The sequence below is a fragment of the Alteromonas sp. 5NW40-0090 genome (genome assembly GCF_057552975.1).
In genome coordinates, this window is sequence record NZ_BAAJLT010000018.1 from 1 (window position 1) to 25,671 (window position 25,671).

A 25,671-nucleotide genomic window follows, 5' to 3' on the forward strand; every position below is an offset into this window, starting at 1 on the left:
GACGGTGATTTTCTTCAACATCTGACTAAATTCGTTTAAGTCCTCAGGCGTTTTAATACCCTCAGCCGCTTCCTTAGCGAAAGCTTCAAGCTCTTTCTTATTCATGTTCATCTGCCTATCCTTAACTCTCTATAGAGTAAATTGAGATAGGCAGTTACACAAAATTAGTTACAGTCTCGCTTTTTACACTATTTCGTTCTACTTAGCACTTACGCTTTTTTTAGCTTCTTCTTAAGCTTTTTAAGCTTCCCTTCTTGCTTAGCAATTTTAGCTTTTGTAACTTTTATTTCTTTTTTAAGCTCTTTTTTCTTAGCCATGATTTAAGTCCTTATCATTGTTTGTAGTGTCGCTTTTACTAAGAATGATTTAGCAACGCGATTATTGTTCGCCATGTTTAGCGATATATTCTCGAATAAAGCGTCTTACCTCTCGAGCGGCAGATGTATCCAACTCTTCACACAAGGCTATAAATTGCGCTCGCTCTTCGTCGTTAATGCGAATAATCATCTGACTATTCTTTTTCTTCTTTTTATTGTTTTTCTCAGACACTTTAACTCTTTAGTAAGATCAGCTTACTCCATTCGAGCTAAAAATGTATAGCATACGTATATACACTTCAAGAGGGATTTATCTTATCTCCTATTTTTTTCTTAAAAGCGTCATAGCGTTGTCACATGAGTGACTTCAGGTTGAGCCATAGTCTTGTTTTGAAAGTATCAATTACGAATTTAAGTAAAAAAGAAGTAAAGTAGACCATGACACAGGCACAATCTATAACTCACCTCTCGTGCTTTATTGAAGCGGTGGCTATCGCCAAAAGAAACAAATGTAGTAGCTGCGATGATTTGAAAACCTTACTGCAGCAGAAAGGTTATGAAGAGCTAGTCGCAATTGAAACCGTAGAAGAGCTGAGTCCTCAACTACCTTTGGCTTCCTAAATATTACCTTCGACAGTTCAAAACACACTAACTGTGCTTATTATAGCTGCGCCAGTACGTGCACTTTTATCCAGCGTTTCTCACTTTGTAAGTAAGATAGGCTAAAACAAAAAACGGAAGCTGTGCTTCCGTTTTTATAGGCTTTACCGAATTTTACTTAGGTGACCATTCAAATTGTTTGAACGGCTCATCAACCGGTGTTTCGGCCAAGTGGTTCGTATAGTTACTCATTACTTTTTGAGCCAAAATAAGAATAATTTCTAGTAGCTGCTGGTGTTTGTAGCCAGCAGCATAGAATGCATCTAGCTGCGCGCTGTCAACATTGCCTCGACCACGAGTAACGGCAAGCACGGTGTCTTTCAGCGTATTCAGTTTGCTGTCAGACAGAGCTTCGTCGTTACGTAACTCTTCAATTAAATCATCGCGTACTTTCATGCTCTTAGCAATGCCTGTGTGTGCTGGAACACAGTAATGGCAAGCGTGTTCAACGTTAACGGCCTGCCAAACCACTGTTAGCTCTTCTGCGTTGAACGAAGTCTCTTGCGCCAGCTTGTGTAGCACCTGATAACCTTCAAGTAGCGTTGGCGCTTCTGCCATTACCGCGTGAAGGTTAGGCAGCATACCAAATGCGCTTACAGAATTATCGATTAGTGGCTTTGCTGCTTCTGGAGCAGTTTCTTTTGTGTGTAAAGTAAAGTCGCTCATGTCACTCTCCTATTGATGTGAACAAAAACGTGAGTGGCGCGTTACGCTCCTCACAAGTCGTTATGGTGATAATAATAGGTTTACTTGAACGATCGTTCAAGCGATAATTGAACACATGTTCAAAATATTCACGTATAAGGTATGCAGCGATGAAATATGACCACGATGAAATTATAGAAAAAGCCACTACGCTTTTTTGGCAGCGAGGCTTTCAGGCGGCAGGTATGCGTGATATTCAGCAGGCATTGGATATGCGCCCGGGTAGTATCTATGCTCGCTTTCAAAGCAAAGAAGGCTTGTTTAAGCTTGTCATAGAACAATACGCACAGAACAGTGAAAAACGCTTGAAGCAGGTAGCAGAAGCTGAGTCGCCGCTTGGCGCGCTTTATCATTTTTTTGAAACAGCGTTAACTGGCCCCGACGAACAACGCTACATGCGCCAATGCTTACTGGTAAAGTCTATTGCTGAATTAGATATCATCGGTGATATAGCCAAAAAAGCAGTACTTGAGAGCATGCAAACTCTCAAGGCTGGTTTTAGAGATATTATTGAAGCCTGTATCGAAAAAGGTGAACTGCCTGAACAGACACCAGCAAAACTGGCTGCGGAGTGGCTTCAAAATCAATTTGTGGGTTTACGCGCGTTTGCGCTTATGCAAGATGAAAATCTAGCAACCACCCAGATGATCGACAAGGTTATGGTCGATTTAAAAGGGCAATGGCCGCAACAAACCCATTAATGTAGATGAAGATTTACAAAAAGTGAAGCTGCACATTTCACAACAAGTGCTATGAAATCAATTGATTAGGCGATGGTTTATTTAAATAAGCGGTTCGGTATGAGCCGTTTAAACCAAGCGAAAAAAACAGTGTTGTTCGATTTCGGATTGATATAGGTTCGCTTTATCTCCACCCACTGTTTCTGGTCAATAGCCACTTTACCCTCAGTGAAAGGTACGTATAGCTGATCACCCTCAAAGTGGGTTCTAAACTCTAAGTAAAAGTCGCCGTGCAGCTCCTCAAGTAAGTCATCAGACTCGCCCAAACCGTCGGGAAGGAAGTAATGAAACCGAGTGAGAATGAGCCTTCCTTCTGCAGTTAGCTGGTAACTGCCTGTGTAGCCATCCCAGCAGGCAGACATCACCTCTACCTTTTCGGGATCAGGTTTACTTTTCAACTGATAAAAGTGTTTTTCACCCTTGTCTGCTGGATGCCCTTGCCAAATATAATAAAGGCTATAACCCTTTAAATTGACTTGTGGACATTGATTAGAGAACCCTTGCGAGAATTGTACGGTCATTCCTTTGAACCTTTTTAAAAATCAAGCGAATTAACATTAGCAAGTGCCTAGACTTTATGGCTTTTTAAACGCAAGCATAAGCGACTAAGAGAACAGCAACCGCAATAACTGAGCAATCAGCAAAATTCCCATTAAAGGCCAAATCCACTTAGCCCATTTTGCTGCATCCTCGTTACTGATTCGCATTTTAGAACGCTCTATAAGCGGTATAATCAATGCCAGTGCACCAAACAATACCGCCAGTAAAATTAACACTTCCATTATCGCAACCCTATCGCATACTTGAGCACTTCTTGTTTAGCAGGCTCTATACGCTGCGCCACAGAAAGAAGCTGATTTCTTATCCATTTTATGGGGGCAACGTCATTGCTAAACAAGGTGTAAAACCCATCCATTGCCGTCATCATCACCAAGTTATCTCGTTTACGTGGCCTTTCATAGTTTTTGATAAGTCTTTGCGAAAATGCTTTATTGATTATCGACAAGTGGCTGTCGTTACCATTAGGTTTAAACTCTGAACTCACAGAAAGAAACGCTTCTACGTCTTTAAACCCTAAGTTAACGCCCTGCCCCGCAAGTGGATTAATGGTGTGTGCTGCATCACCAACTAACACACATCTGCCTTTAACGTATTGATTAGCATGGGAACGGGTAAGCGGAAAAATCGCTTTATCAATAACCGAAAAGCGATTGCCATTTTCGGTCAATTCATCGGGAAACGTTTTAAGAATTTCACTTTCAAGTTGGCTCGCTTTTAAACTTTTAATCCGTTTTAATTCGTCAGGCGAGTCATACCAAACGAGCGAGGCGTAGTTATCAAACATGGGCAAAAAGGCTTTGGGGCCGTTTGATGTAAACTGCTGCCAGGTTACAGGTTCAACGGCGTTCTCCATCTTAACGGTGATCCCCATTGCCTGCTGCGCATATTGCCAACCTGTGGTGCCTATGCCGGCCGCCTTTCTTACCTGTGAGTTTGCGCCATCTGCGCCAACAAGCCACTTGGCTTCAATGGTTCTGCCGTTTGAGAGGTTGACCTTTGCCGTATTCGCTAACTGAATATCTTGCACCATTTGACCAGTGATAAGCTCAACATTTTCACACTGCTTTAATGCTTGGTGGCACCCCAGCTGCAACAATCGGTTTTCCACAAAAAAGCCCAATTGCGGCATGTCGATACTTTGTGCAGTGAAATCTGTTCGATGTGAAGGGTCGTCCCACACGCTAAGACCGGTGTAGGGTTTAACGCGCATGGCAGCAATGTAGTCCCAAGCACCCAAGGCTTTTAGCAGCGTGACCGACGCTTCGCTGATAGCTGAAACTCTTAAGTCAGGCCCATCCTCGGGGTTAAATGGGGCCGGTAAATAAGGCTCAATTACCACTACCTTGAAATGCTGCTGCGCAAGTCCGAGTGCCAGTGCAGCACCCACCATTCCGCCACCATTTATACAAAAATCGACCATTTACTCTCCTTAAAACACGCACTTGCATTATGTCTTAAAACACAAAGCGCTGTGAAGTAAAACGTAGAACTGGTATGCCCTAGATCAATTCTTAACGAATCGTCTCAAGATACTGGGAATATGCTTACATAACAGGTAAAATATGCGGCTATTTTGAACATCTTCCTGTAACTGACACTATCACTGTTTTTTGCGTAGCGATTTAAGCGCTGCTCGTAAAACAACATTCTGGCAGCGACCTTTGCTTAAAAAGGGTGAAACTGCTTTCACTTACAGGAACACTAACAGGTTATCGAATAGTTGTTATGACTAAAAAGCTGTATATCAAAACCTGGGGCTGCCAAATGAACGAGTACGACTCGGAGAAAATGGCAGACTTACTAGACTCAACGCATGGCTACAGTGCTGCTGAAAGTGCTGAAGAAGCCGATGTTATCTTGCTTAACACCTGCTCTATTCGTGAAAAAGCACAGGAAAAGGTGTTCCACCAGCTGGGACGTTGGAAAACACTTAAGCAAGATAAACCTGAACTTATTATCGGTGTGGGCGGCTGTGTAGCCTCTCAAGAAGGCGATACTATTCGCCAACGCGCGCCATTTGTAGACTTAGTATTTGGTCCACAAACACTGCACCGCCTGCCTGAAATGATTAATCAGCTTCAGGGCGGCGCAAAGTCAGTCATTGACGTAAGCTTCCCGGAAATTGAAAAATTCGACCGTTTGCCTGAGCCACGTGCTGAAGGTCCAACGGCGTTCGTTTCAATTATGGAAGGCTGTTCAAAATACTGCACGTTCTGTGTTGTGCCTTACACCCGTGGTGAAGAAGTTAGTCGCCCTGTTGACGACGTATTGCTTGAAATCGCTCAGCTTGCAGGTCAAGGCGTGCGTGAAGTCAATCTTCTAGGTCAAAACGTTAACGCGTATCGCGGTGAAAATTACGACGGTACAATTTGTCGTTTCTCTGAGCTGCTTGAATTAGTAGCGGCCATAGACGGTATCGACAGAATTCGTTACACCACCTCACACCCGGTTGAATTTACTGATGACATTATAGAAGCATACGCGTCTATACCGGAGTTAGTAGACCACCTACATTTGCCTGTTCAAAGCGGCTCTGACCGTATATTGAACTTGATGAAGCGTGGCCATACAGCAATCGAATACAAGTCTAAAATGCGTAAGCTGAAGAAAATTCGCCCGAACATTAGCTTGTCGAGCGACTTCATTATTGGTTTCCCAGGTGAAACAGATGCCGACTTTGAAGCCACCATGGATTTGATTCAAGCAGTCGATTACGACCTTAGTTTCAGCTTTATTTACAGTGCTCGCCCGGGCACGCCTGCTGCCGACGCAGTAGATGATGTAAGCGAAGAAACTAAGAAGCAACGACTTCACCTATTACAGCAGCGTATTACGCAACAGGCCCTTCGTATTGCTCGTCATATGGTTGGCACAGAGCAGCGAATTTTGGTTGAAGGTCCGTCAAAGAAAAACCCAATGGAGCTTTCGGGACGTACTGAAAATAACCGTGTAGTAAACTTCGAAGGCACACCAGACATGATTGGCGAATTCGTTGACGTAAACATCACTGACGTATTTACCAACTCACTACGTGGCGAAGTTGTAAGAAGAGAAAGTGAAATGGGCTTGCGTGTTGCCGTTTCGCCCCAATCTATCATGGCAAAGCATCAGGCAGATTTGCCCGATGAACTTGGCGTGGGTCAATTTAACCCAGCCTAAATACATTTTATAGCGAGGAAAAAAGTAGCTTGAGTACATTGGTTAGTAACGAATTTGAATTAGAACCGGCAGATAGCAAACGTTTGTCGAGTTTATGTGGCCCCTTTGATGACAACATTAAACAAATTGAGCGCAGGTTAGGCGTAGAGATTACCTACCGCAATAACGCGTTCAAAGTGTTGGGTGAACCGCAGCAAATAAAAAGTGCTAGCGAATTACTTAAGCTTCTTTACATAGAAACCCAGCCTATTAAAGGTCGTATTCCCGAGCTAGAAGCAGAACAAGTTCATCTTGCCATTCAAGAAGCCCGCGTTATTGAAAAAGACGCAACCGGCGGCTACGGCAAAGAAGTGAATATTAAGACCAAGCGCGGTGTGATTAAGCCGCGTAACCCTAACCAAGCGCAATATGTGGCGAACATTGTAAACCACGATATTACTTTTGGTATTGGACCTGCCGGTACGGGTAAAACCTACCTAGCCGTTGCCGCTGCTGTGGATGCGCTAGAGCGACAAGAAATTCGCCGCATCTTGCTTACCCGCCCTGCGGTAGAAGCGGGTGAAAAACTCGGTTTCTTGCCCGGCGACCTTTCACAAAAAGTTGACCCGTACCTTCGTCCGCTTTACGACGCCCTTTTTGAAATGTTGGGCTTTGAAAAAGTAGAAAAGCTTATGGAGCGCAACGTGATAGAGGTTGCGCCGCTTGCCTATATGCGTGGTCGAACGCTGAACGACGCCTTTATCATTTTAGATGAGAGCCAAAACACGACGGTAGAGCAAATGAAAATGTTCTTAACCCGTATTGGCTTCAATTCAAAAGCAGTGATCACCGGTGACATCACACAGGTAGACTTACCTCGCGGTGCAAAATCAGGTCTTCGTCATGCTATTGAAGTGTTAAGTGAAGTGGATGATATTTCGTTTAACTTCTTTAACGCTGAAGACGTGGTTCGCCACCCTGTGGTTGCGCGTATCGTAAGAGCCTATGAAGTGCACGATGCTGAACAAGAGCGTCTTCGCAAAGCACGTAAAGAAGAAGCGTTGCGACTTCAACGTGAACAGGCTTCTCAAAACGATAATGCCACGCAAACGAAAGACGACAACGCATCGTGAGTGCCATTATTGATGTACAGCAAGCATTTGAAGGTGACGAGGCCATTTTGTCGGCCATTCCCTCACCTTCAGAGCTTGAGCGTTGGGCTAACGCCGTGCTCAAGTACGAAGGATTAACAGAGCAAGAAGTCACGATTCGCTTTACCGACGAAGCAGAAAGCCAAAACCTCAACCATGAGTACCGAGGCAAAGACAAACCGACAAACGTGCTATCGTTTCCCTTCGAAGCGCCTCCCGGCATTGAAATTAACTTATTAGGCGACTTAGTTATTTGTGCTCCTGTTATTAGCCGAGAAGCTAAAGAGCAACAAAAGCGAGTAAGTGACCACTACGCGCACATGACGGTTCACGGGCTATTGCATTTAATGGGTTACGACCACATTGATGATGCGGAAGCTGAGGAAATGGAAAGCAAGGAAATTGATATTCTTGCGCACCTTGGCATTGCTGATCCTTACGAATCTATTAATTAACAATTCAACATAAACCATTGTTAGCTAAGCACTTTAATACTTAATAACAATAAAACATTGACGACCAGCAAGAACCATTTTAACGTTGGCGTTGAACTAACAATTAAACGGACATTATGAGCGACGATAATCCTCACTCTACCAACGGCTCATCAGGCAAGAGTTGGTTAGATAAACTAAAAAATTCAATTTCTGGCGAGCCGAGAAGTAAAGAAGAGTTGGTATCAGTTATTAGTGATGCTGAACAAAACGAAATCATAGACCCACAAACCCGTGAAATGATTGAAGGGGTAATTGGGGTAAATGAAATGCGAGTAAGGGATATTATGATCCCTCGCGCTCAAATGACCACTATAGATGTAGAGCAAAAGGTAGAAGAATTTTTACCTGTAATGCTCGAATCTGCCCACTCCCGCTTTCCCGTTATCAGCGAAGATAAAGACCACATTGAAGGTATTTTATTAGCAAAAGACCTTTTAGCTTTTGCATTCAACGCGGAAAAAGAATTCAACCTTCGCGATATTCTTCGCCCAGCGGTTATTGTTCCAGAAAGTAAACGCGTAGACGTTCTGCTTAAAGAGTTCCGTCAGCAACGCTACCACATGGCCATTGTTGTAGATGAATATGGCGGTGTGTCTGGTCTAGTCACGATTGAAGATATTCTAGAGATTATCGTGGGTGAAATTGAAGACGAATACGATACCGAAGATGATGGTACCGATGATATTCGCCCATTAAATAAGTCGACCTACTCTGTTAAAGCCTTAACCCCAGTTGATGATTTTAATGAGTTCTTTGAGACCAAGTTTAGCGAAGAGGAAGCCGACACTATTGGCGGTATTGTGCTGAAAGCGTTTGGTCATATGCCTGAAACTAATGATGAAATCACCATTGGCGATATTCAGTTTAAAGTGACAAACTCTGATAAGCGCCGACTTATTCAGCTTAAGGTTTCAGTGCCTTCGCTAGAATAGTGAAGTAATTCAAACAACTTCTGTTTCAGCATAGGGCAGCATGATTTATGTATGCTTACCCTATGTTGATGTAACAATCCTATCAACCACGATCAGATGACCCCTATGCTGAAACGGTTTACTCCCCACCTTCTTCTTTTACTAAGTGGTGCAAGCTTAACCCTTGCTTTCGCTCCCTTTAACATGTGGCTTTTAACTATTCCTACGCTTGCACTTGCCATACGTCAGGTGATAAAGCTGAAACATCGCCCGTTTTTAGCCGGTTGGTTATTTGGCGCAGGCTGGTTTGGGGCTGGCATAAGCTGGGTTCATGTGAGCATTGCTGATTTTGGTGGCCTTCCGCTTATTGCCTCTATCGCACTCATGGCATTGCTATGCGGTTATTTAGCGCTATACCCAGCACTTGCGACGAAGTTCACTGCAAAATATTTTTCGCCACAGCTGTGGCCTATGGCACTTCCATTTTTCTGGATTGTAGCTGAATGGCTTAGAAGCTGGATGTTAAGTGGTTTTCCATGGCTATCGTTAGGCTACAGCCAGTTAGAAAGCCCGCTGTCTGGCTTTGCACCTATTATTGGCGAAACGGGAATAAGCGCGCTTATCGTTATTAGTGCTACCCTATTTGCTTTAATACATAATAAGCGAACTTTTGCTAATGCCACATTGGTGGCGCTGTGTCTGTTTACCAGCGGATACCTGCTTAAACAGCATAATTGGGTTGAGCCACAAAAGACCTACTCGATAGGCATGGCTCAGGGCAATATTGCGCAAAGCTTGCGTTGGTTGCCAGAGCAAGATGGCCCAACCATGGACACGTATTGGAATTTAACCGAAAGCTTGTGGGATAACGACTTGATTATCTGGCCTGAAGCGGCTGTTCCTAAGCTTGAGCCTTTGGCACAACCTTATCTTGCTAAAGTTAATGAAAGAGCCTTTCAAGAGAACACCGCACTTATAACCGGTATTGTAAATTATAATTGGGAAACCGACGAAGCGTGGAACAACCTAATTGTGCTAGGTAAACGCACGCCAGATGCTACGTATCCGGATTACCAATACTTCCACAATAACCGTTTTTCGAAGCACCACCTGTTACCTGTAGGTGAGTTTGTTCCTTTTGAAGACTGGCTTCGCCCTCTCGCCCCCCTATTCGACTTGCCAATGTCGTCATTTTCTCGTGGTGACTATCAGCAGGCTAACCTTGAAGCTAATGGCATTCGCTTAGCGCCCGCTATCTGTTTTGAAATTGCGTTTCCTCACCAAGTAATGGCAAATGTAAATGAAGATACGGACATGATCATTACCGTAAGTAACGACGCGTGGTTTGGGCACTCCCATGGCCCTGCTCAGCATTTGCAGATAGCGCAAATGCGCGCACTCGAACTAGGGCGCCCCGTCGTTAGAGCTACAAACAACGGCATAACTGCTTTTATCAATCACAAAGGTGAAGTAACAGCTCGGTTACCTCAATTCATAGCAGGTAATATTTCAGCGCCAGTTGTGGCAACACGCGGATTTACGCCCTATTACCACTTGCAGGAATTGGGTTTGTGGATACTAGTATCTGTACTTTTTGCTACTGCAATAATACTAAAGAAAGGCAATATCAACCGCAACTAGACCTGTAGAGCACAATCTGAAAGGTTTTTTGGAAAGTTAAAAACATGTCGGCTAAAACATTTGCTGTTCAGGGGTGGAGAACGTGTAATTATTATGGGGTAGTGCTGTCTTTAAAAAAACGGCGCCTGACATAGGGCGCCGCTCTCATTTAATATATGTGGATTAGATGCACAATTTACCGTTAATTACCCGCCGCCTGAATAGCGGTAAGGGCTATGGTAAATACGATATCATCCACTAACGCACCGCGGCTTAAATCGTTTACTGGCTTTCTCATGCCTTGCAACATTGGGCCAATACACACTAAGTCAAAGCTACGCTGCACCGCTTTATAAGTGGTGTTACCTGTGTTTAGATCTGGGAAAACAAATACGTTTGCTTTACCCGCAACCGGGCTATTAGGCGCTTTACTTTTACCCACACTTTCAATAGCCGCAGCATCGTACTGCAGCGGGCCGTCGATAAGTAAATCAGGGCGCAGTTCTTGCGCAATTTTAGTCGCCTCACGCACTTTTTCTACGTCGCTGCCTGCACCTGACGAGCCTGTACTGTAGCTGATCATAGCTACTCGTGGTTCAATGCCAAACATCTGCGCCGATTCAGCAGACTGAATTGCTATGTCGGCTAGCTGCTGTGCGTTGGGGTCAGGGTTGATTGCACAGTCGCCGTAAACCAAAACTTGATCAGGCAGTAGCATGAAAAATACTGACGATACTAACGAGGCGTTTTCAGCTGTTTTAATTAACTGTAGCGCCGGGCGAATAGTGTTCGCAGTAGTATTTACTGCGCCTGATACTAATCCGTCTACGTCATCCTGCTGAAGCATCATTGTGCCTAAAGTCACGTTGTCTTCTAGTAACTCTTTAGCAACTACTTCAGTAACGCCTTTATGACCGCGCAGTGCCACTAAACCTTCGACATAGTCATCTTTTATCTCACTAGGAGAAAGTATTTCTACTCCATCGCTCAGTACTACACCTTGCTGCTCTGCTATACGGCGAATCTCTGTTTCATCGCCAATAAGTACTGGGCGCGCTAAACCACGCTTAGCACAGATAGAAGCCGCAACAACGGTTCTTGGCTCGTTACCTTCAGGTAGCACAATGCGTTTGTTTACCTGCCTTGCACGGTTTGTAAGATAGAAGCGAAATGCTGACGGAGAAAGCTTTTTCTGGCGAGCTACTTTTTGCGTTAGTGAATTAACCCAGCTTGCATCTAAACTTTCCGCTGTATGAACCATCACTTTCTCAATACGCTGGCTGTCATCAACCGGTACTTCTTGATTGAACGCGTGAAGTGCTTGGGCTGTTTGCCATGTATTTGAGTTTACAAGCATGACAGGCAGGCCCGTTTCCATGGCTTGGCTGCACAGCGCCATAATGTTTTCATCGGGCTGATAGCCACCGGTAAGTAGAAGCGCGCCTAGCTTAGTGCCGTTTAACGCCGCTAAACAGCACGACACAAAAACATCGTTGCGATCGCCTGACATCACAAGTAGTGCACCTGGCCTCAAGGTGTGGGTCATATTGTGAATTTCGCGCGCGCAAAAAGTGACGCTACTTAATCGTCGTTCAGCCAACTCGCCTTCGTTAAGCAAAATAGCATTAAGGTGCTTTGAAACGTCGGTAGCGCGAGGAGACACTAAATCGGCACTCCAGTCGATGGTGCCAAGTAAACTCAACCCTTTCTTGAAAATAGGTAAGTCGCGCAGCGCCTTTGTACGTTCTTCGTCATGCTCTGGCGCTTCTATAGCACCGATATCGGCACGAAGTCGACCATGTTCATCAAAAGGCGCGTTAACCTTGTTGAAGATACAGCCAACCACTTTTTGACTTTTGTGGCCGCCATAGGTGTCTACAACGATTTCAAGACGGTGATTAATATCCGTGGTCGACTCATTACCTGGCACCGCCACGAATACGATATCGGCATCAAGTGCTCGGCTAATCTCTAAGTTCAAACGCTCAGCGTAAGGATGATGGCGGGTTGTTACCAGCCCTTCAATAACCGTCACCGCATCATGAACACTTTTTTCTTCAAAGCGCTCAATGATTTCTTCTAAAAGCTCATCGGTGTTGTCGTTACTGATCATTCGCTCAACGTATTCAAGTCCGAACGGTTCGATTGGCGATACGCTTGCATGGTGCGCAATAATTGCGGTAGAACGCTCTTCCCCGTTGTCACCTTTGCGCGGTTGAGCCACGGGCTTAAAGAAATTGAGCTTTATACCTTGTTCCTCTATGGCACGAACAAGGCCCATGCTGACCGTAGTGAGGCCCACACTGGTACCTACGGGGATCAACATAATTTTGCGAGACATAGTTACTCCTGCTGTTGCCAACACCTAGGCATTGGCATTACTCACTGAATTTAAGCGAAGGTTGCAGCTTCAGCCGCTATTACCCATTCTTCATTTGTTGGCACAACATAAACGGCGGTTGATGCAGAATCTGTGGTTATCTTTCCACCTTGGCCAAAACGTGCGTCGGTATTTCTTTGCTCATCAAGGCTGATACCAAAGTGAGCGAAGTATGCCATCGTCTTTTCTCGAATAAGCGACGAGTTTTCTCCAATACCACCGGTGAAGACAATAGCGTCTAACGTTGGCACTGCCACCATATAACCTGCAATGTATTTCGCTAAGCGATAACAGAAAATTTCAATTGCAAGTAGAGCGCCTTCATGACCTTCAAGTGCTGCATCTTCGAGGGTTCTGCAGTCGTTGCTTAGCTCTGAAATACCGAGTAAACCAGACTGCTTGTTTAATAAATCACTAATTTCGTCTGCGGTTTTACCCAGTTTTTTCTGCAATGTGCCTGGCAGGCTTGGATCCAAATCACCACAGCGTGTGCCCATAACTAAGCCTTCAAGAGGAATAAAGCCAAGGCTTGTATCTACCGCCACACCTTTTTCTATCGCCGACACACTGCAGCCATTGCCTAAGTGCGCGCTAATAATGCTGGTATCTGAAACTGGCTTTTCAAGCATTTTTGCCATGCTATCAAGGATGAACTTGTGGCTGGTTCCATGGAAACCATAACGTCTAATGCCGTGCTCGCGATAAAGCGACATAGGCAGCGCATAAATGAAAGCTTTTTGGGGAAGGGTTTGGAAAAAAGAAGTGTCGAACACTACAACATGAGGTAGGTCTGGATATGCAGCTTGAGCAGTAACGATGCCTTTTAGGTTAGCCATGTTATGCAACGGCGCCATGCTCGCATAATCTTCGATTGCTTCTAGTACGCTATCATCAACTAGGGCTGCGCCTTTAAACTTTTCGCCACCATGTACAACACGATGTCCGATTGCAATAGGCTGAACACCTGTGTTTGCGATAATTTCAGAGATGGCGTTTAACGCTTCGGTATGCCCTGCTTTTTCCGACAATGCCTGCTTCTCTTTTTTGCCGTTAAACTTATACGACAAACTTGCATCGCTATTACCAAGAGCCTCAGCAATACCAGACAAGCCAGCCTCTCCAGTGTCAGCATTAATAATCGCAAACTTTACGGAGGAACTACCACAGTTTAAAACTATAACTTCTTTCTTCATTTTTATATTTACAAATAAAAGTGTTAATTCGATTTAAGTAATGAAATTGTAGCATTTATAAACAACCAGGTTGGTTAAACAATTGCTAAATGTTTTATAAAAATTATCGCATACACTTATTTTATATAGGGTTTTATAAAGAACTATTTCGAACTTACGACAACCCACCGAGATTCAGAAAAATTCTTTAAGGATATAATTTATAAATTTCAATAACTTATTTTATTTTTTGAATTTTTTCTAAAAAATTCACCTTTCTTTGTTGAAAAGTCTTTGGGCCATTCCTATATATGTCTTGTCGGCGCTGAACAGTCAGGTCGACAAAACCGCCGCCGCAAAGTCGGGGCACTTTATTTTTAAACATATTGCTTAATTTTGAGGATATGACTATGCGTACTATCGATCTATCTCCACTTTACCGTTCATTCATTGGTTCTGACCACCTAGCGTCTTTAATTGATGCTGCGTCTCGTGCAGAGAAGCAAAGCACCTATCCGCCATACAACATCGAGCTACTTGGCGACGACAAATACCGTGTAACCATGGCCATTGCAGGCTTCAGTAAAGATGACGTTTCTATTCAAGTAGAAGAAAATACGTTAACAATTACTGGCACGAAGAAAACGGAAGCGGAAAACAAAGAAAGTAAAGAGCGCAAGTTCTTACATAAAGGCATTTCAGAACGTAACTTTGAGCGTAAATTCCAACTTGGCGACCACGTAAAAGTGTTAGCTGCAGATATGGAAAATGGCCTTCTACATATCGATATGGAGCGAGTCATTCCTGAAGCCAAGAAGCCTCGTCAAATAGAAATTGGCTCTCGTTTACTTGAGAACTAATAAGTCGTTTCTTGGTTTGTTTCCCAACTTTTAGCGGCGCCTTACGGCGCCGTTTTTTTGCCTTAAAACGCAGCAGTAAAGCTACAAACGCTTGCATGCTAAGCGTTAGCTACCTAATCACTAACTACTTAGGCATCATCTACCTCAAGGGTGTAATTAGCTTTACCCGACTCTCCTGACTGAAAACGTCCTCGAAAGGTCTTGCCCGCGAGTTCTCCCGTTGCAGAGCCTTTGATAGATTCGAAGTCGCTGCTAGCAATACCGCTTTCAAACTTACCGTTGTGCTGAAAAGTAACAGCACCACGCAAGCCGTTGATCACACCGATAAAGGTTTCAAAACCCGTAAATTTGGCGGACATCTGCGATTGATAGGACATCAAGAACTCAACACTTGACTCACCGCTCATGTCACCAGAGTACACCTGCTTAATGCTGGCGTGTGACACCCTAATTCCTTCAGCTTTTTCACTGAGTGTGTTTTCATCCCACTGGGTAATGGAGAAACTTCCTTCGATTGTCATCAATATCCCTTTTTATTAGCGTTGTAGTAAATTTACCTACACTATCCTCTTGTGCAGAAAATGACAGCCTGAGAATTGTAACAGTGCATTTAAATAAACCCTTTAAGCATGGCTAAACCCAAAGCATTACAGGTACTCGCGTCCTTAATTTCGCCAGTTTTAATTTTCTCTTTTAATGTGTTCAAAGAAAGTGAGACTACGCGTAAATCTTCCTCTTCTGCATCTAGCTTTTGTGTACCTTGAGTCAGGCCTTTTGCCACGTAAATATGGTATCCCTGATTACAAAAGCCATATGCAAGATATTGGAAACCAACATACTCCATTGACTCAGCGGTTAAGCCGGTCTCTTCTTTAAGCTCGCCTTTTGCAAGCTCAACCGGGTCTGCGCTGGGATTGTTTTCCCATGCTCCCTGAGGAAGCTCTAGCTGTCGTTCTTTGATGGTATAGCGGTACTGCTCAACCATATACACGGTGTCGCCTTCAATCGGCAAAATAATGGCAAAGTCAGGCTTTTCAACCACGCCGTAAATACCCTCGTTTCCACTACTGCGACGAATTTTGTCTTCCCTTACGCGAAGCCATTTGTTTTCATAAACCACTTTTGAATCAAGCGTTTCAATATCTGCCATCGTATTCCTCGTCACTTCGCGCACGTATTCTAATAAAGTTACTTGACCAACATAGTGGGCAATGAAAACAACTCAGTCAATTGTGAAATTAGCAATTGTACGACTAAGTAAAAGATTATTCTCTTTCATTGAACTAGATAATTTTGATAACGCTTGAGACAACTCCACTTCATGCTTTGCTGCAGCTTCAACATCAACAATATCTTTTGCTACTTCTTGTGTTGTGACTGACTGCTGCTCTGCCGCCGCAGACATATTGTTGGCCATAAGCTCAACGTTAGATGCGGCATCTTTTACTTTTTCAGCTGTCTCCCGTCCCCTTCCTGTAATTTCAACCGATTTCTTCACTGCCGAAGCGCTTTTATTAACGTCCTGGACAACCACCAAACTTGCTTGTTGAAGCGACGCAAGCAGTGTAGCTATTTGAGCTGAAGCGTCGCGACTATTCTGTGCTAGTTTGCGAACCTCATCGGCAACAACCGCAAACCCTCTACCATGTTCTCCAGCACGGGCCGCCTCTATTGCAGCATTCAGAGCCAAAAGATTCGTCTGATCTGAGAGAGTGTTAATAGTTTCGAGTATGCTGCTAATGTCAGTCACTTGCTTTTCCATAGCCGCAGCATTCACCTCAACGTGTGTCATATCATTTTCTAAGAGCTTCATCGCCATTCTAATTGATTCATTAATATCAAAAGCCTCTATTGCCAATTCATCTAACGATTTACTCGCAGCTAATGTGTCAAAGGCTGACTTCGCAATATCGGTACTGGTTACCGATATTTCTTCTAGCGCTGAGGCGATATTAAGTGATCGTTGTTGCGTTTTACCTGCATCGTGTACCATTTCAGTGCAGGATGCTTCTAATTCCGATGACAGACGCGAGCTCGCTTCAATTGATTGCTCTAACCCTTTGATTACATCTTTCAGTGCCAATATCGTAGTATTAATTGCTACGGAAACCCTTCCCAACTCATTTTGCATCGGCATCTCCACATCAATTGTTAAATCCCCATTTTCGGCAATTTTCGAAAGATTTTGAGTAAGGCGCGTTAGTTGAGTATTAAGAATGTACAGCAGCGTACGGTAGATAATTGCAATGACCACAATGCCAACAGAAATAATGATTAGCGTTAGCACTAGGCTTAACATGGCGTTCCTGTGCATTTGTTCCGCATTCTCGTTTACTTTTTCCCAGATATTATCAAGTATCGCTTTTACGTCTTTAATTTGCGACGTTGCAGCGCTAAACCAATCGCTGCTTGTTGGAAGGGAATTAAAGTCGATTGCCCCCGAACTAAGCTTTTGTAAAGTACGCTCAATCGTTTTTGCATTATTCGATGTCATAGCTTTTGTGAATTCAGCATTGCTCTCATGAGACAAACTATTTTTTAGCTTTCCTGCAAGGTATTGCGCCTCTTGTTGATAACCCGTTAGTTCACTTATTACAATGTCACTGGCTTCACGTTTCGCTATCGCACCGTTAACTTTCCCTCGCAGTTGCCCTAACCGCTCTTTTAATTGGGCTAAAAGAATAGCATTAGACAACTGTTCTTTTGAAGCTAAGTTATTGACATATATAGTTAATGAAGTTGCAGCGTTCAGCGCAGATGCGTTCAGTGAACTGTAGAACGTGAAGGCCCGAGCACCTTTTTGACTATCTACCTCTCTCCTTAAGGCGTCTTTTTCACGTAAGTAACTAATGAGTGGATTAACGATTTTAACTACTCGTTCGCTGTACACATCAGTATTTTGAAGTAACGATATCACTTTTGAGGCAGCGTCATCTGCATGTTGACGCTGCGTATACACTTTTTCTTTCCCCTGTACCGTTGGGTTACCTAAGTAACCTGCTGTCAAGCCGCGCTCTACCGCATGATGATGGGCCACTGATTCTACAGCAGCAATAAGCGTTATAACATCGATATCAGTTGAGGCAGCACTGGTGATATCTAATGACCGCTTGATATCCTTGAAAGAAAGGTATGAAACGCTTAATAAAAGAATGCCCGCCCCCAACACAGACAGTTGTAGTATCGAAAGTCGTTGAAATAAGCGCACCGATAGAGCTCCATGTAAACCGTACTGCTCAATAGAAAAATTGAGGAAAGATACACCTCCTTTTATTGCCTAATAAATAGAAAGCTCACTTCAGTATAGAAAACAATAAAATAAGCGCAAACAGACATTGCGTTCAGTGCCTTTCTCGGCAAATACATGTAAATCACGGCAGGCGGTATGAGCTAAACCATCTTTGAAATTTCAATTATTTCTTGCAAGTACTTATCCACTAACGCCCCAATTACCCATGAAAGCGGCACTGAAAATAAATACAATATGGGTAATATAAGGTGTGCTTTGTACAAACGTCCGTGTTGTAGCATGTTTGTAGATATTTTGCGCTAGCCAATATGTACATTATTTATACAACACTACAACTACTTACACAAATAAAAACGCCGAGCAGTTGCTCGGCGCTTCTGTGTAATATGAGGGTTAAATATACTCGACTTCGATAATTTCTACTTCAACTGCACCCGCTGGCGTTTGAATAGTTACCATATCATCGAGCTCTTTACCGATTAGGCCGCGAGCAATAGGTGAATTAACCGAAATCAAGTTGTTCTTAATATCAGCTTCGTCATCACCAACAATACGATAGGTGGTTTCTTCATCGGTATCGACGTTTAGAATGGTTACGGTAGTACCGAAAATCACCTTACCGGTATTTTCCATTTTAGTCACGTCGATGATCTGTGCGTTTGAAAGCTTGCCTTCAATATCTTGAATGCGGCCTTCACAGAAGCTTTGCTGTTCACGGGCAGCGTGATATTCAGCGTTCTCTTTTAAGTCACCATGTTCACGTGCTTCGGCAATAGACTCGATAATACGTGGGCGTGTTTTTGTTTTTAGCTCATTTAATTCGTCACGCAGCATTTGAGCGCCGCGCGCTGTCATTGGATACTGACTCATGAATACCGTCTCACTTAGCTAGTAATTTAAACAGAAAAGTGCGCCGCGAAGGCGCACTTTTTATTCGTTCACACAAATGTAATATCGCTAGGATACCTCGTATCCTAGCGTATGTCATTAGTGTTTAAGTCTAGCGTGTAGTTCTTGAACTGACGCCACTTTATTGCGGTCATCAGCAGACTTAGCACGGATAGTTGCGAACGCAGCGTTCATCGTTGTAGTGTAGGTTACCTTGTTTACCAAGGCTTCACGACGAATGTACACTGAGTCGGTGATGGCTTGACGACCTTCCGTTGTGTTAATCAAATATGCGTATTCGCCGTTTTTGATTGCATCAACAATATTAGGACGGCCTTCAGACATCTTATTAACCACAGTACTCATGATGCCTGCATCATAAAGCTCGGTAGCCGTACCGCGGGTAGCTTCAATGCTGAAGCCCGCTTCAACCAACGCTTTTGCCAGAGCAATCATACGAGGTTTATCGGTATCACGTACTGAAATAAGTGCTTTACCTTGCTTAGGTAGTGGCGCACCGGCACCCAAGTTAGCCTTCGCATAAGCTTCTTCGAAGGTATCGCCAACGCCCATTACTTCACCCGTAGAGCGCATCTCTGGGCCTAGCAGTGGGTCAACACCTTGGAACTTAGCAAATGGAAGCACCACTTCTTTCACAGAGTAGAAAGGTGGAATCACTTCTTCTGTTACGCCCTGCTCGGCTAAGCTCACACCAGCCATGGCACGTGCTGCAACTTTAGCAAGAGGTACACCCGTTGCTTTAGATACGAATGGAACGGTACGTGCTGCTCGAGGGTTAACTTCAATTAGGTATACTTCACCATCTTTAATCGCAAACTGTGTATTCATCAAACCGACAACGCCAAGTTCAAGCGCCATGGCTTTAACTTGCTCACGCATGACATCTTGAATCTCTTTTGAAAGCGAGTGTGGAGGCAATGAACACGCAGAGTCACCAGAGTGAACACCCGCTTGTTCAATGTGTTCCATGATGCCGCCAATCACTACGTCTTTACCGTCGCAAATAGCGTCGATATCAACTTCGATAGCATCATCTAAGAAACGGTCTAGCAATACTGGCGCGTCGTTAGACACTTTAACCGCTTCGTTTAGGTAACGCTTAAGGTCTTTGATGTCATAGACGATTTCCATCGCACGACCACCTAGCACGTAGCTTGGGCGAACAACCAGTGGGAAGCCAATTTCTTCAGCCATAGTTAGCGCTTGCTCAACGTTTGTTACGGTAGCATTTGCAGGCTGCTTAAGATTAAGCTTGTTCACCATTTGCTGGAAGCGCTCACGGTCTTCAGCACGGTCAATCGCTTCTGGTGAGGTACCTATAACCGGTACACCCGCTGCCTCTAGTGCACGCGCAAGTTTAAGTGGCGTTTGACCACCATATTGCACGATAACGCCTTTCGGCTGCTCTTTAGCAACGATTTCAAGTACATCTTCCAGCGTTACTGGCTCGAAGTACAGACGGTCTGATGTGTCGTAATCGGTAGATACTGTCTCAGGGTTACAGTTAACCATAATGGTCTCGTAACCGTCTTCACGCATTGAAAGCGCCGCGTGAACACAGCAGTAGTCGAACTCAATACCTTGACCAATTCGGTTTGGACCGCCGCCCAAAACCATGATCTTGTCTTTGTCAGTTGGCGCTGCTTCACACTCTTCGTCATACGTTGAGTACATGTAAGCTGTACTGGTAGAGAATTCTGCTGCACAAGTATCTACACGCTTGTAGACAGGAGAAATACCAAAACCGCGACGAGTCTCACGAATATCGCTTTCTGCCACTTTGGTTAGCTCAGCAAGACGCGCATCAGAGAAACCTTTACGCTTAAGTGCGCGCATGAAGTCAGCATCAATACCTGGCAAGCCAAGCTCTGCTACTTTGGCTTCAAGAAGAATAAGGTCCTCAAGCTGCACAAGGTACCAACGGTCGATATTGGTAAGGTTAAATACCTCTTCAACCGTCATGCCCATACGGAATGCATCACCGATGTACCAAATACGCTCTGCACCAGGTTGACGAAGTTCATAAACCACTTTATTGCGTGACTCAGGGTCTTCAAGATCAACCATTGGGTTAAGGCCTGTCGCACCTACTTCAAGACCGCGAAGGGCTTTTTGCAGTGATTCTTGCTGGTTACGGCCAATGGCCATCACTTCACCTACCGACTTCATTTGGGTAGTCAGTCGGTCGTTAGCACCGGCAAACTTCTCAAAGTTAAAGCGTGGGATCTTAGTCACTACGTAGTCGATAGACGGCTCGAAAGACGCTGGCGTTAGGCCACCTGTAATGTCGTTTGCTAATTCATCTAGCGTATAACCTACCGCAAGTTTCGCTGCTACTTTCGCAATTGGGAAACCTGTTGCTTTCGAAGCAAGCGCTGATGAACGCGATACGCGAGGATTCATTTCGATGATTACTACACGACCAGTTTTCGGATCTACACCGAACTGTACGTTTGAACCACCGGTTTCAACACCAATCTCGCGCAGTACAGCCATTGCTGCATTCCGCATTAGCTGGAATTCTTTGTCAGTCAGGGTTTGTGCTGGGGCAACTGTGATTGAGTCGCCTGTATGCACGCCCATTGGGTCGAAGTTTTCGATAGTACATACAATAATGCAGTTATCTGCTTTATCGCGTACTACTTCCATCTCATATTCTTTCCAACCTAGAAGCGACTCGTCGATAAGTAGCTCGTTGGTAGGAGAAAGGTCAAGCCCGCGATGACAAATTTCGTTAAATTCATCAATATTGTACGCGATACCGCCACCAGTTCCACCCATGGTGAAAGACGGACGAATAATACAAGGGAAGCCGATGCGGCTTAATACATCGTGCGCTTCGTCCATGGTGTGCGCGATTTCCGCACGTGGGCACTCAAGACCGATGTTTTTCATCGCTTTATCAAAGCGCTCGCGGTTTTCTGCTTTGTCGATAGCATCTGCCGTAGCACCGATAAGCTCACAGCCGAATTCTTCTAGTACGCCATGCTTATCTAGCTCTAGCGCACAGTTAAGCGCAGTTTGACCACCCATTGTAGGTAAGATGGCATCTGGACGCTCTTTTTCGATGATCTTGCGAACTACTTCCCAATGAATAGGCTCGATATAAGTTGCATCTGCCATTTCTGGGTCGGTCATGATGGTTGCTGGGTTAGAGTTAACCAAAATAACACGGTAGCCTTCTTCGCGAAGGGCTTTACACGCTTGCGCGCCTGAATAGTCGAATTCACAAGCCTGGCCAATAACAATAGGGCCAGCACCAATGATAAGAATACTTTGTATGTCGGTACGTTTTGGCATAGTTGGCTAATTCCTACTGCTTGTGTTGTTCAATAAGTTCGATGAAGTGGTCGAATAACGGCGCCGCTTCATGAGGACCTGGACTGGCTTCAGGGTGACCCTGGAAGCTGAACGCAGGCTTGTCGGTGCGGTGAATCCCCTGCAGCGACTTGTCGAACAACGAAATGTGAGTTACTTCTAGGTTATCTGGCAAGCTAGACTCATCTACAGCAAAACCGTGGTTTTGGCTGGTGATCATAACTACATTGCGCTTAAGGTCTTTCACCGGATGGTTTGCACCGTGATGACCAAACTTCATCTTAACTGTCTTTGCACCACTTGCGATAGCAAGCAGCTGGTGACCAAGACAAATACCAAATACTGGCGTACCGGTTTCGACAATAGTTTTAATGGCGGTTACTGCATAATCACATGGCTCAGGGTCGCCCGGGCCGTTTGACAAAAATACACCGTCTGGATTCATGGCAAGCACATCTTCTGCGGGCGTTTGCGCTGGTACCAGAGTTACTTTACAACCGCGGTCAGCCAGCATGCGAAGAATGTTGTTTTTAACACCGTAGTCGTAAGCAACAACGTGATATTTGAACTCACTTGGTGTTACGTAGCCTTTGCCAAGTGCCCAACTGCCTTCAGTCCATGTTTTAGGCTCAGTAATGCTTACTACTTTTGCCAAATCCATGCCTTTAAGGCCAGGGAAAGCTTTTGCTTGCGCCAGTGCGCTAGACTCGTCTAATTCATCTGAGCAAATAATGCAGCCGTTTTGTGCACCTTTGTCTCGCAAGATACGCGTTAAGCGACGTGTATCAATATCAGCAATACCCACAACGCCTTTCGCTTTAAGGTATTCAGACAAAGTTTGCTGTTGACGAAAGTTACTAGCAACAAGAGGTAGGTCACGGATGATTAGACCTTTCGACCAGATTTTATCTGCTTCGACGTCTTCTTCGTTAGTGCCGGTGTTGCCAATGTGTGGATAAGTAAGGGTGATGAGTTGTTCAGCGTAGGATGGGTCGGTGAGAATTTCTTGATAGCCGGTCATGGAAGTATTAAAAACAACTTCCCCAACGGCGGAGCCTGTAGCGCCTATCGCCGTACCTTTAAAAACAGAACCATCCTCTAACACCAAAAGGGCAGAATTAGCCAAGTCAACCTCCAGATTAAGGATAACTATGTGTTTGTGCAGTTTTCTGCACAAACCCCACAAAAAACGGGAGTTATTGATAACAATACATCCCGTTTTACGATCTTTGCAGCTAATAAAACCGCACTCTTCAGCCGTTTTACCGGCCTCAGAATACGAAATTCTGGCAAATTCCGGCGAGTATACATCACTGACCGAAAATGGCAAATTTATTTGTAATAATTTACTAAAATAACGCTCTTACCACCTTTTTTGCGCAGAACCACCGAAAGTGCGGTTTATTGCTCATTTAAAGTGCAACTTTAGTTTAACACTTTGATAACGCCTTCGAGTTTGCATGCCTTTAAGCTATTGCACGCTAACATCCAAAAACGCCTACAGCTTTAAATCAAGTACATCAACCATGGAGTATAGACCAGGTTGTTTTCCATACAACCACTTTGCTGCATGAACAGCACCTTTTGCGAAAGTTAATCGGCTTGATGCTTTGTGCGTAATCTCTAAGCGTTCACCAATATCCGCAAATAATGCGGTATGCTCGCCAACGATGTCTCCGGCGCGAACTGTGGCAAAGCCAATGGTACCTTGGTCGCGCTCAGGCTCTTTTCCTTCTCTGCCGTAAACAGCACAGGTTTTTAAGTCGCGCCCCAACTCATCGGCAATGGCTTCACCAATAGCCATAGCTGTACCTGAAGGCGCATCTTGTTTAAACCTGTGATGCGCTTCGGTGATTTCTATGTCAGCGGTTTCGCCTAATACACTGGCGGCTTGTCGAACTAGCGAAAGCATTAAGTTCACGCCAACACTGTAATTAGCCGCAAATACGATGGGTATACGTTTTGCAGCTTCGTCGAGTGCCGCTAACTGTGCATCGTTCAAACCTGTTGTACCGATTACAACGGGCATGTTGTTTTTAACGCACCATGCAAGGTTGCTTTCAATCACCGAAGGCAAAGTAAAATCAATCATTACATCTGCGTCGTTACCGCTTAAATCAGATAGCGCGCTACAATCAACGTCTTTTTTACCAATCCCGGCAAGCTCTCCTACGTTGAGCCCAACCCAAGGTGAGTCATCGCGTACCGTCGCTACGCTAAGTTTCGCATCTTCACTTAAATCCAATGCTTCGACCAGCACGCGCCCCATACGCCCATTGGCGCCAAATAATCCTACTTTCATTTTGAGCTTTACACTTTTATTAACCTTTAACTATCGGGCATTTTGCCAAATGCCGACGCTATTGCAATGCGAGATTCATATTAAATACGCATAATTAGAAACCAAGGGAAGGGTTTATGCTTTTTTAATATTCATGTATTTGTTGAATAAAACTAATTGAATCCTTTAATTTAGTCAGATGAGAACCGCCACATATTGCCTACCTGATATGGTAAGTGCGGTATTTAATCGTATGGATCCCTTTCGCTTTTAGACAAAACAAAGTTTTATGTAGTTAAGCTTACTTGTTTTCATAAGTGTATTAAGCGACGCTATTGCGCAGAACTTATGAATAGGGCCTTTCAATTAACCTCTGTCTCATTTTGATATAAAACAAAGTGTGATTGGCCCACAAAGTGTGAATAAATTGACTATGCAGAAAACTCTAGTATGGGACCTCCCCACGCGCCTATTCCATTGGCTTATTGTTGCGAGCCTATTAGCTCAATACGCCACGGTTGAATGGCTTGAAAACAAAGTCCAGTGGCACTTCTATATAGGGTATTTCACCTTGTTTCTCGTTGTTTTTCGTCTTCTGTGGGGAATAGTTGGCACACAACACGCAAAATTCAGTAGCTTTGTAACCGGCCCTAAAGCCGTTCTGAATTATGTGAAAACACTATTTAACAGACATTCTGAGCCTGCTGTGGGGCACAATCCATTAGGTGGCTGGTTTGTCATTGTTATGCTTGTACTCGTGGCCATACAAGCTATATCTGGGTTGTTTATGACTGACGATATTTTCTTAGACGGGCCCTATCGCCAGTTAGCCAATGAAGATACATTAGCACTAATGAACAGCCTTCATCATTTCGCTTTTGACGCGCTTCTTTATGTTATCGCATTGCACATAGGCGCAGTTGTTTTTTACAGCGTATATAAAAAGCAAAAATTGGTTCCCGCCATGGTGCACGGCAAAAAAATGTCAAAAACTGCTGGCATCGCTGATTCTCGGCTATTGCGCGCGATGATTGTTGCGCTTATCTGTGCAGCTGTCGTTTACGTAGCCATTGAAGTATACCCGCCAACTCCACAGGTAGATGAATATTACTATTAAGTAAAAAAGTGCTTTATTTCCAATTCGCTCAACATAGCTCAATTAGAGGTGTAGTTTGACGCTTATCTCTTAACAAGACTAGAA

At 44.3% G+C, this 25,671-nt stretch carries 23 protein-coding genes; 9 read left to right on the forward strand and 14 right to left on the reverse strand.

Going from position 1 to position 25,671, the window contains the following annotated elements:
* Positions 1–378: 378 nt before the first annotated feature.
* A complete protein-coding gene (locus AC27KT_RS19120; RefSeq protein WP_487132600.1) occupies positions 379–549 on the reverse strand; it encodes a hypothetical protein in 171 nt (56 codons plus the stop codon).
* A gap of 206 nt (positions 550–755) precedes the next feature.
* On the opposite strand from AC27KT_RS19120, the gene AC27KT_RS19125 reads away from it, so the two are divergent.
* On the forward strand, positions 756–938 hold the full coding sequence (locus AC27KT_RS19125) for a hypothetical protein (RefSeq protein WP_136781109.1): 183 nt from the start codon (positions 756–758) through the stop codon (positions 936–938).
* Between the two features lie 153 nt (positions 939–1,091).
* Here AC27KT_RS19125 and AC27KT_RS19130 read toward each other — a convergent pair whose 3' ends face one another.
* The gene (locus AC27KT_RS19130) at positions 1,092–1,643 is read right to left on the reverse strand and encodes a carboxymuconolactone decarboxylase family protein (RefSeq protein ID WP_423078335.1); all 552 of its coding nucleotides are present in this window, start codon (positions 1,641–1,643) and stop codon (positions 1,092–1,094) included.
* Positions 1,644–1,792: 149 nt separating this feature from the next.
* Here AC27KT_RS19130 and AC27KT_RS19135 point away from each other — a divergent pair, with 149 nt between their 5' ends.
* Positions 1,793–2,383 (forward strand): TetR/AcrR family transcriptional regulator, encoded by a 591-nt coding sequence (locus AC27KT_RS19135; RefSeq protein WP_136781107.1) that lies wholly within the window; start codon positions 1,793–1,795, stop codon positions 2,381–2,383.
* A gap of 77 nt (positions 2,384–2,460) precedes the next feature.
* Here AC27KT_RS19135 and AC27KT_RS19140 read toward each other — a convergent pair whose 3' ends face one another.
* The 3 genes from AC27KT_RS19140 to AC27KT_RS19150 all read right to left on the reverse strand — a co-directional run bounded on the left by AC27KT_RS19140 (position 2,461) and on the right by AC27KT_RS19150 (position 4,403).
* Positions 2,461–2,943 carry a hypothetical protein gene (locus AC27KT_RS19140; protein ID WP_487132603.1) on the reverse strand — a complete coding sequence of 161 codons (483 nt, stop codon included), beginning with the start codon at positions 2,941–2,943 and terminating at the stop codon, positions 2,461–2,463.
* A gap of 84 nt (positions 2,944–3,027) precedes the next feature.
* Entirely contained in the window at positions 3,028–3,204 is a 177-nt protein-coding gene (locus AC27KT_RS19145; RefSeq protein WP_014948996.1) for a hypothetical protein, read from the reverse strand.
* Positions 3,204–4,403, reverse strand: coding sequence for an FAD-dependent monooxygenase (locus AC27KT_RS19150; RefSeq protein WP_487132606.1), 1,200 nt, complete (start codon positions 4,401–4,403; stop codon positions 3,204–3,206). Before AC27KT_RS19150 ends, AC27KT_RS19145 begins: the two co-directional genes overlap by 1 nt.
* A gap of 305 nt (positions 4,404–4,708) precedes the next feature.
* On the opposite strand from AC27KT_RS19150, the gene miaB reads away from it, so the two are divergent.
* From miaB to lnt, 5 genes are all read left to right on the forward strand, one after another.
* The gene (miaB, locus tag AC27KT_RS19155; RefSeq protein ID WP_014948994.1) at positions 4,709–6,142 is read left to right on the forward strand and encodes a tRNA (N6-isopentenyl adenosine(37)-C2)-methylthiotransferase MiaB; all 1,434 of its coding nucleotides are present in this window, start codon (positions 4,709–4,711) and stop codon (positions 6,140–6,142) included.
* 29 nt (positions 6,143–6,171) lie between these two features.
* Positions 6,172–7,254: a PhoH family protein gene (locus tag AC27KT_RS19160; RefSeq protein WP_487132608.1), complete on the forward strand. Its 1,083-nt coding sequence runs from the start codon at positions 6,172–6,174 to the stop codon at positions 7,252–7,254.
* Positions 7,251–7,727 carry an rRNA maturation RNase YbeY gene (gene ybeY, locus AC27KT_RS19165; RefSeq protein WP_487132610.1) on the forward strand — a complete coding sequence of 159 codons (477 nt, stop codon included), beginning with the start codon at positions 7,251–7,253 and terminating at the stop codon, positions 7,725–7,727. The genes AC27KT_RS19160 and ybeY overlap by 4 nt, the downstream gene beginning before the upstream one ends.
* Positions 7,728–7,843: 116 nt before the next feature.
* Positions 7,844–8,701 (forward strand): CNNM family magnesium/cobalt transport protein CorC, encoded by an 858-nt coding sequence (corC, locus tag AC27KT_RS19170; protein ID WP_487132612.1) that lies wholly within the window; start codon positions 7,844–7,846, stop codon positions 8,699–8,701.
* A 105-nt stretch (positions 8,702–8,806) separates the two neighbouring features.
* Positions 8,807–10,321, forward strand: a complete 1,515-nt coding sequence (gene lnt / locus AC27KT_RS19175; protein WP_487132614.1) for an apolipoprotein N-acyltransferase — start codon at positions 8,807–8,809, stop codon at positions 10,319–10,321.
* Between the two features lie 181 nt (positions 10,322–10,502).
* Here lnt and pta read toward each other — a convergent pair whose 3' ends face one another.
* Both pta and AC27KT_RS19185 read right to left on the reverse strand, forming a co-directional pair.
* Entirely contained in the window at positions 10,503–12,641 is a 2,139-nt protein-coding gene (pta, locus tag AC27KT_RS19180; RefSeq protein WP_487132616.1) for a phosphate acetyltransferase, read from the reverse strand.
* 50 nt (positions 12,642–12,691) lie between these two features.
* On the reverse strand, positions 12,692–13,873 hold the full coding sequence (locus tag AC27KT_RS19185) for an acetate kinase (protein WP_487132618.1): 1,182 nt from the start codon (positions 13,871–13,873) through the stop codon (positions 12,692–12,694).
* Positions 13,874–14,262: 389 nt separating this feature from the next.
* Here AC27KT_RS19185 and AC27KT_RS19190 point away from each other — a divergent pair, with 389 nt between their 5' ends.
* Positions 14,263–14,712, forward strand: coding sequence for an Hsp20 family protein (locus tag AC27KT_RS19190; RefSeq protein ID WP_423078345.1), 450 nt, complete (start codon positions 14,263–14,265; stop codon positions 14,710–14,712).
* 128 nt (positions 14,713–14,840) lie between these two features.
* On the opposite strand, the gene AC27KT_RS19195 is transcribed toward AC27KT_RS19190, so the two are convergent.
* The 7 genes from AC27KT_RS19195 to dapB form a co-directional block, all read right to left on the reverse strand.
* Positions 14,841–15,233: a DUF3224 domain-containing protein gene (locus AC27KT_RS19195; protein ID WP_487132621.1), complete on the reverse strand. Its 393-nt coding sequence runs from the start codon at positions 15,231–15,233 to the stop codon at positions 14,841–14,843.
* A gap of 89 nt (positions 15,234–15,322) precedes the next feature.
* Positions 15,323–15,862, reverse strand: coding sequence for an NUDIX domain-containing protein (locus AC27KT_RS19200; protein WP_487132623.1), 540 nt, complete (start codon positions 15,860–15,862; stop codon positions 15,323–15,325).
* A gap of 72 nt (positions 15,863–15,934) precedes the next feature.
* Positions 15,935–17,920 carry a methyl-accepting chemotaxis protein gene (locus AC27KT_RS19205; RefSeq protein ID WP_487132625.1) on the reverse strand — a complete coding sequence of 662 codons (1,986 nt, stop codon included), beginning with the start codon at positions 17,918–17,920 and terminating at the stop codon, positions 15,935–15,937.
* Positions 17,921–18,355: 435 nt separating this feature from the next.
* Positions 18,356–18,832, reverse strand: coding sequence for a transcription elongation factor GreA (greA, locus tag AC27KT_RS19210; protein WP_014948981.1), 477 nt, complete (start codon positions 18,830–18,832; stop codon positions 18,356–18,358).
* A 117-nt stretch (positions 18,833–18,949) separates the two neighbouring features.
* Complete coding sequence (gene carB / locus AC27KT_RS19215) at positions 18,950–22,171, reverse strand: carbamoyl-phosphate synthase large subunit (protein ID WP_487132627.1); 3,222 nt, start codon at positions 22,169–22,171, stop codon at positions 18,950–18,952.
* 13 nt (positions 22,172–22,184) lie between these two features.
* Positions 22,185–23,315, reverse strand: a complete 1,131-nt coding sequence (gene carA / locus AC27KT_RS19220; RefSeq protein WP_487132629.1) for a glutamine-hydrolyzing carbamoyl-phosphate synthase small subunit — start codon at positions 23,313–23,315, stop codon at positions 22,185–22,187.
* 372 nt (positions 23,316–23,687) lie between these two features.
* The gene (gene dapB, locus AC27KT_RS19225) at positions 23,688–24,491 is read right to left on the reverse strand and encodes a 4-hydroxy-tetrahydrodipicolinate reductase (RefSeq protein ID WP_487132631.1); all 804 of its coding nucleotides are present in this window, start codon (positions 24,489–24,491) and stop codon (positions 23,688–23,690) included.
* A 412-nt stretch (positions 24,492–24,903) separates the two neighbouring features.
* Between dapB and AC27KT_RS19230 the strand changes: the two genes are divergently transcribed.
* Positions 24,904–25,587, forward strand: coding sequence for a cytochrome b/b6 domain-containing protein (locus tag AC27KT_RS19230; protein ID WP_487132633.1), 684 nt, complete (start codon positions 24,904–24,906; stop codon positions 25,585–25,587).
* The last annotated feature ends 84 nt before the right edge of the window (positions 25,588–25,671 follow it).

Coding starts and splice junctions, on each gene's coding strand:
- AC27KT_RS19145 (WP_014948996.1), bottom strand. CDS start 3,204: ATGGAAGTGTTAATTTTACTGGCGGTATTGTTTGGTGCACTGGCATTG.
- pta (WP_487132616.1), bottom strand. CDS start 12,641: ATGTCTCGCAAAATTATGTTGATCCCCGTAGGTACCAGTGTGGGCCTC.
- AC27KT_RS19135 (WP_136781107.1), top strand. CDS start 1,793: ATGAAATATGACCACGATGAAATTATAGAAAAAGCCACTACGCTTTTT.
- lnt (WP_487132614.1), top strand. CDS start 8,807: ATGCTGAAACGGTTTACTCCCCACCTTCTTCTTTTACTAAGTGGTGCA.
- AC27KT_RS19130 (WP_423078335.1), bottom strand. CDS start 1,643: ATGAGCGACTTTACTTTACACACAAAAGAAACTGCTCCAGAAGCAGCA.
- dapB (WP_487132631.1), bottom strand. CDS start 24,491: ATGAAAGTAGGATTATTTGGCGCCAATGGGCGTATGGGGCGCGTGCTG.
- AC27KT_RS19140 (WP_487132603.1), bottom strand. CDS start 2,943: ATGACCGTACAATTCTCGCAAGGGTTCTCTAATCAATGTCCACAAGTC.
- greA (WP_014948981.1), bottom strand. CDS start 18,832: ATGAGTCAGTATCCAATGACAGCGCGCGGCGCTCAAATGCTGCGTGAC.
- AC27KT_RS19230 (WP_487132633.1), top strand. CDS start 24,904: ATGCAGAAAACTCTAGTATGGGACCTCCCCACGCGCCTATTCCATTGG.
- corC (WP_487132612.1), top strand. CDS start 7,844: ATGAGCGACGATAATCCTCACTCTACCAACGGCTCATCAGGCAAGAGT.
- AC27KT_RS19185 (WP_487132618.1), bottom strand. CDS start 13,873: ATGAAGAAAGAAGTTATAGTTTTAAACTGTGGTAGTTCCTCCGTAAAG.
- carB (WP_487132627.1), bottom strand. CDS start 22,171: ATGCCAAAACGTACCGACATACAAAGTATTCTTATCATTGGTGCTGGC.
- AC27KT_RS19195 (WP_487132621.1), bottom strand. CDS start 15,233: ATGACAATCGAAGGAAGTTTCTCCATTACCCAGTGGGATGAAAACACA.
- AC27KT_RS19190 (WP_423078345.1), top strand. CDS start 14,263: ATGCGTACTATCGATCTATCTCCACTTTACCGTTCATTCATTGGTTCT.
- AC27KT_RS19150 (WP_487132606.1), bottom strand. CDS start 4,403: ATGGTCGATTTTTGTATAAATGGTGGCGGAATGGTGGGTGCTGCACTG.
- miaB (WP_014948994.1), top strand. CDS start 4,709: ATGACTAAAAAGCTGTATATCAAAACCTGGGGCTGCCAAATGAACGAG.
- AC27KT_RS19200 (WP_487132623.1), bottom strand. CDS start 15,862: ATGGCAGATATTGAAACGCTTGATTCAAAAGTGGTTTATGAAAACAAA.
- AC27KT_RS19125 (WP_136781109.1), top strand. CDS start 756: ATGACACAGGCACAATCTATAACTCACCTCTCGTGCTTTATTGAAGCG.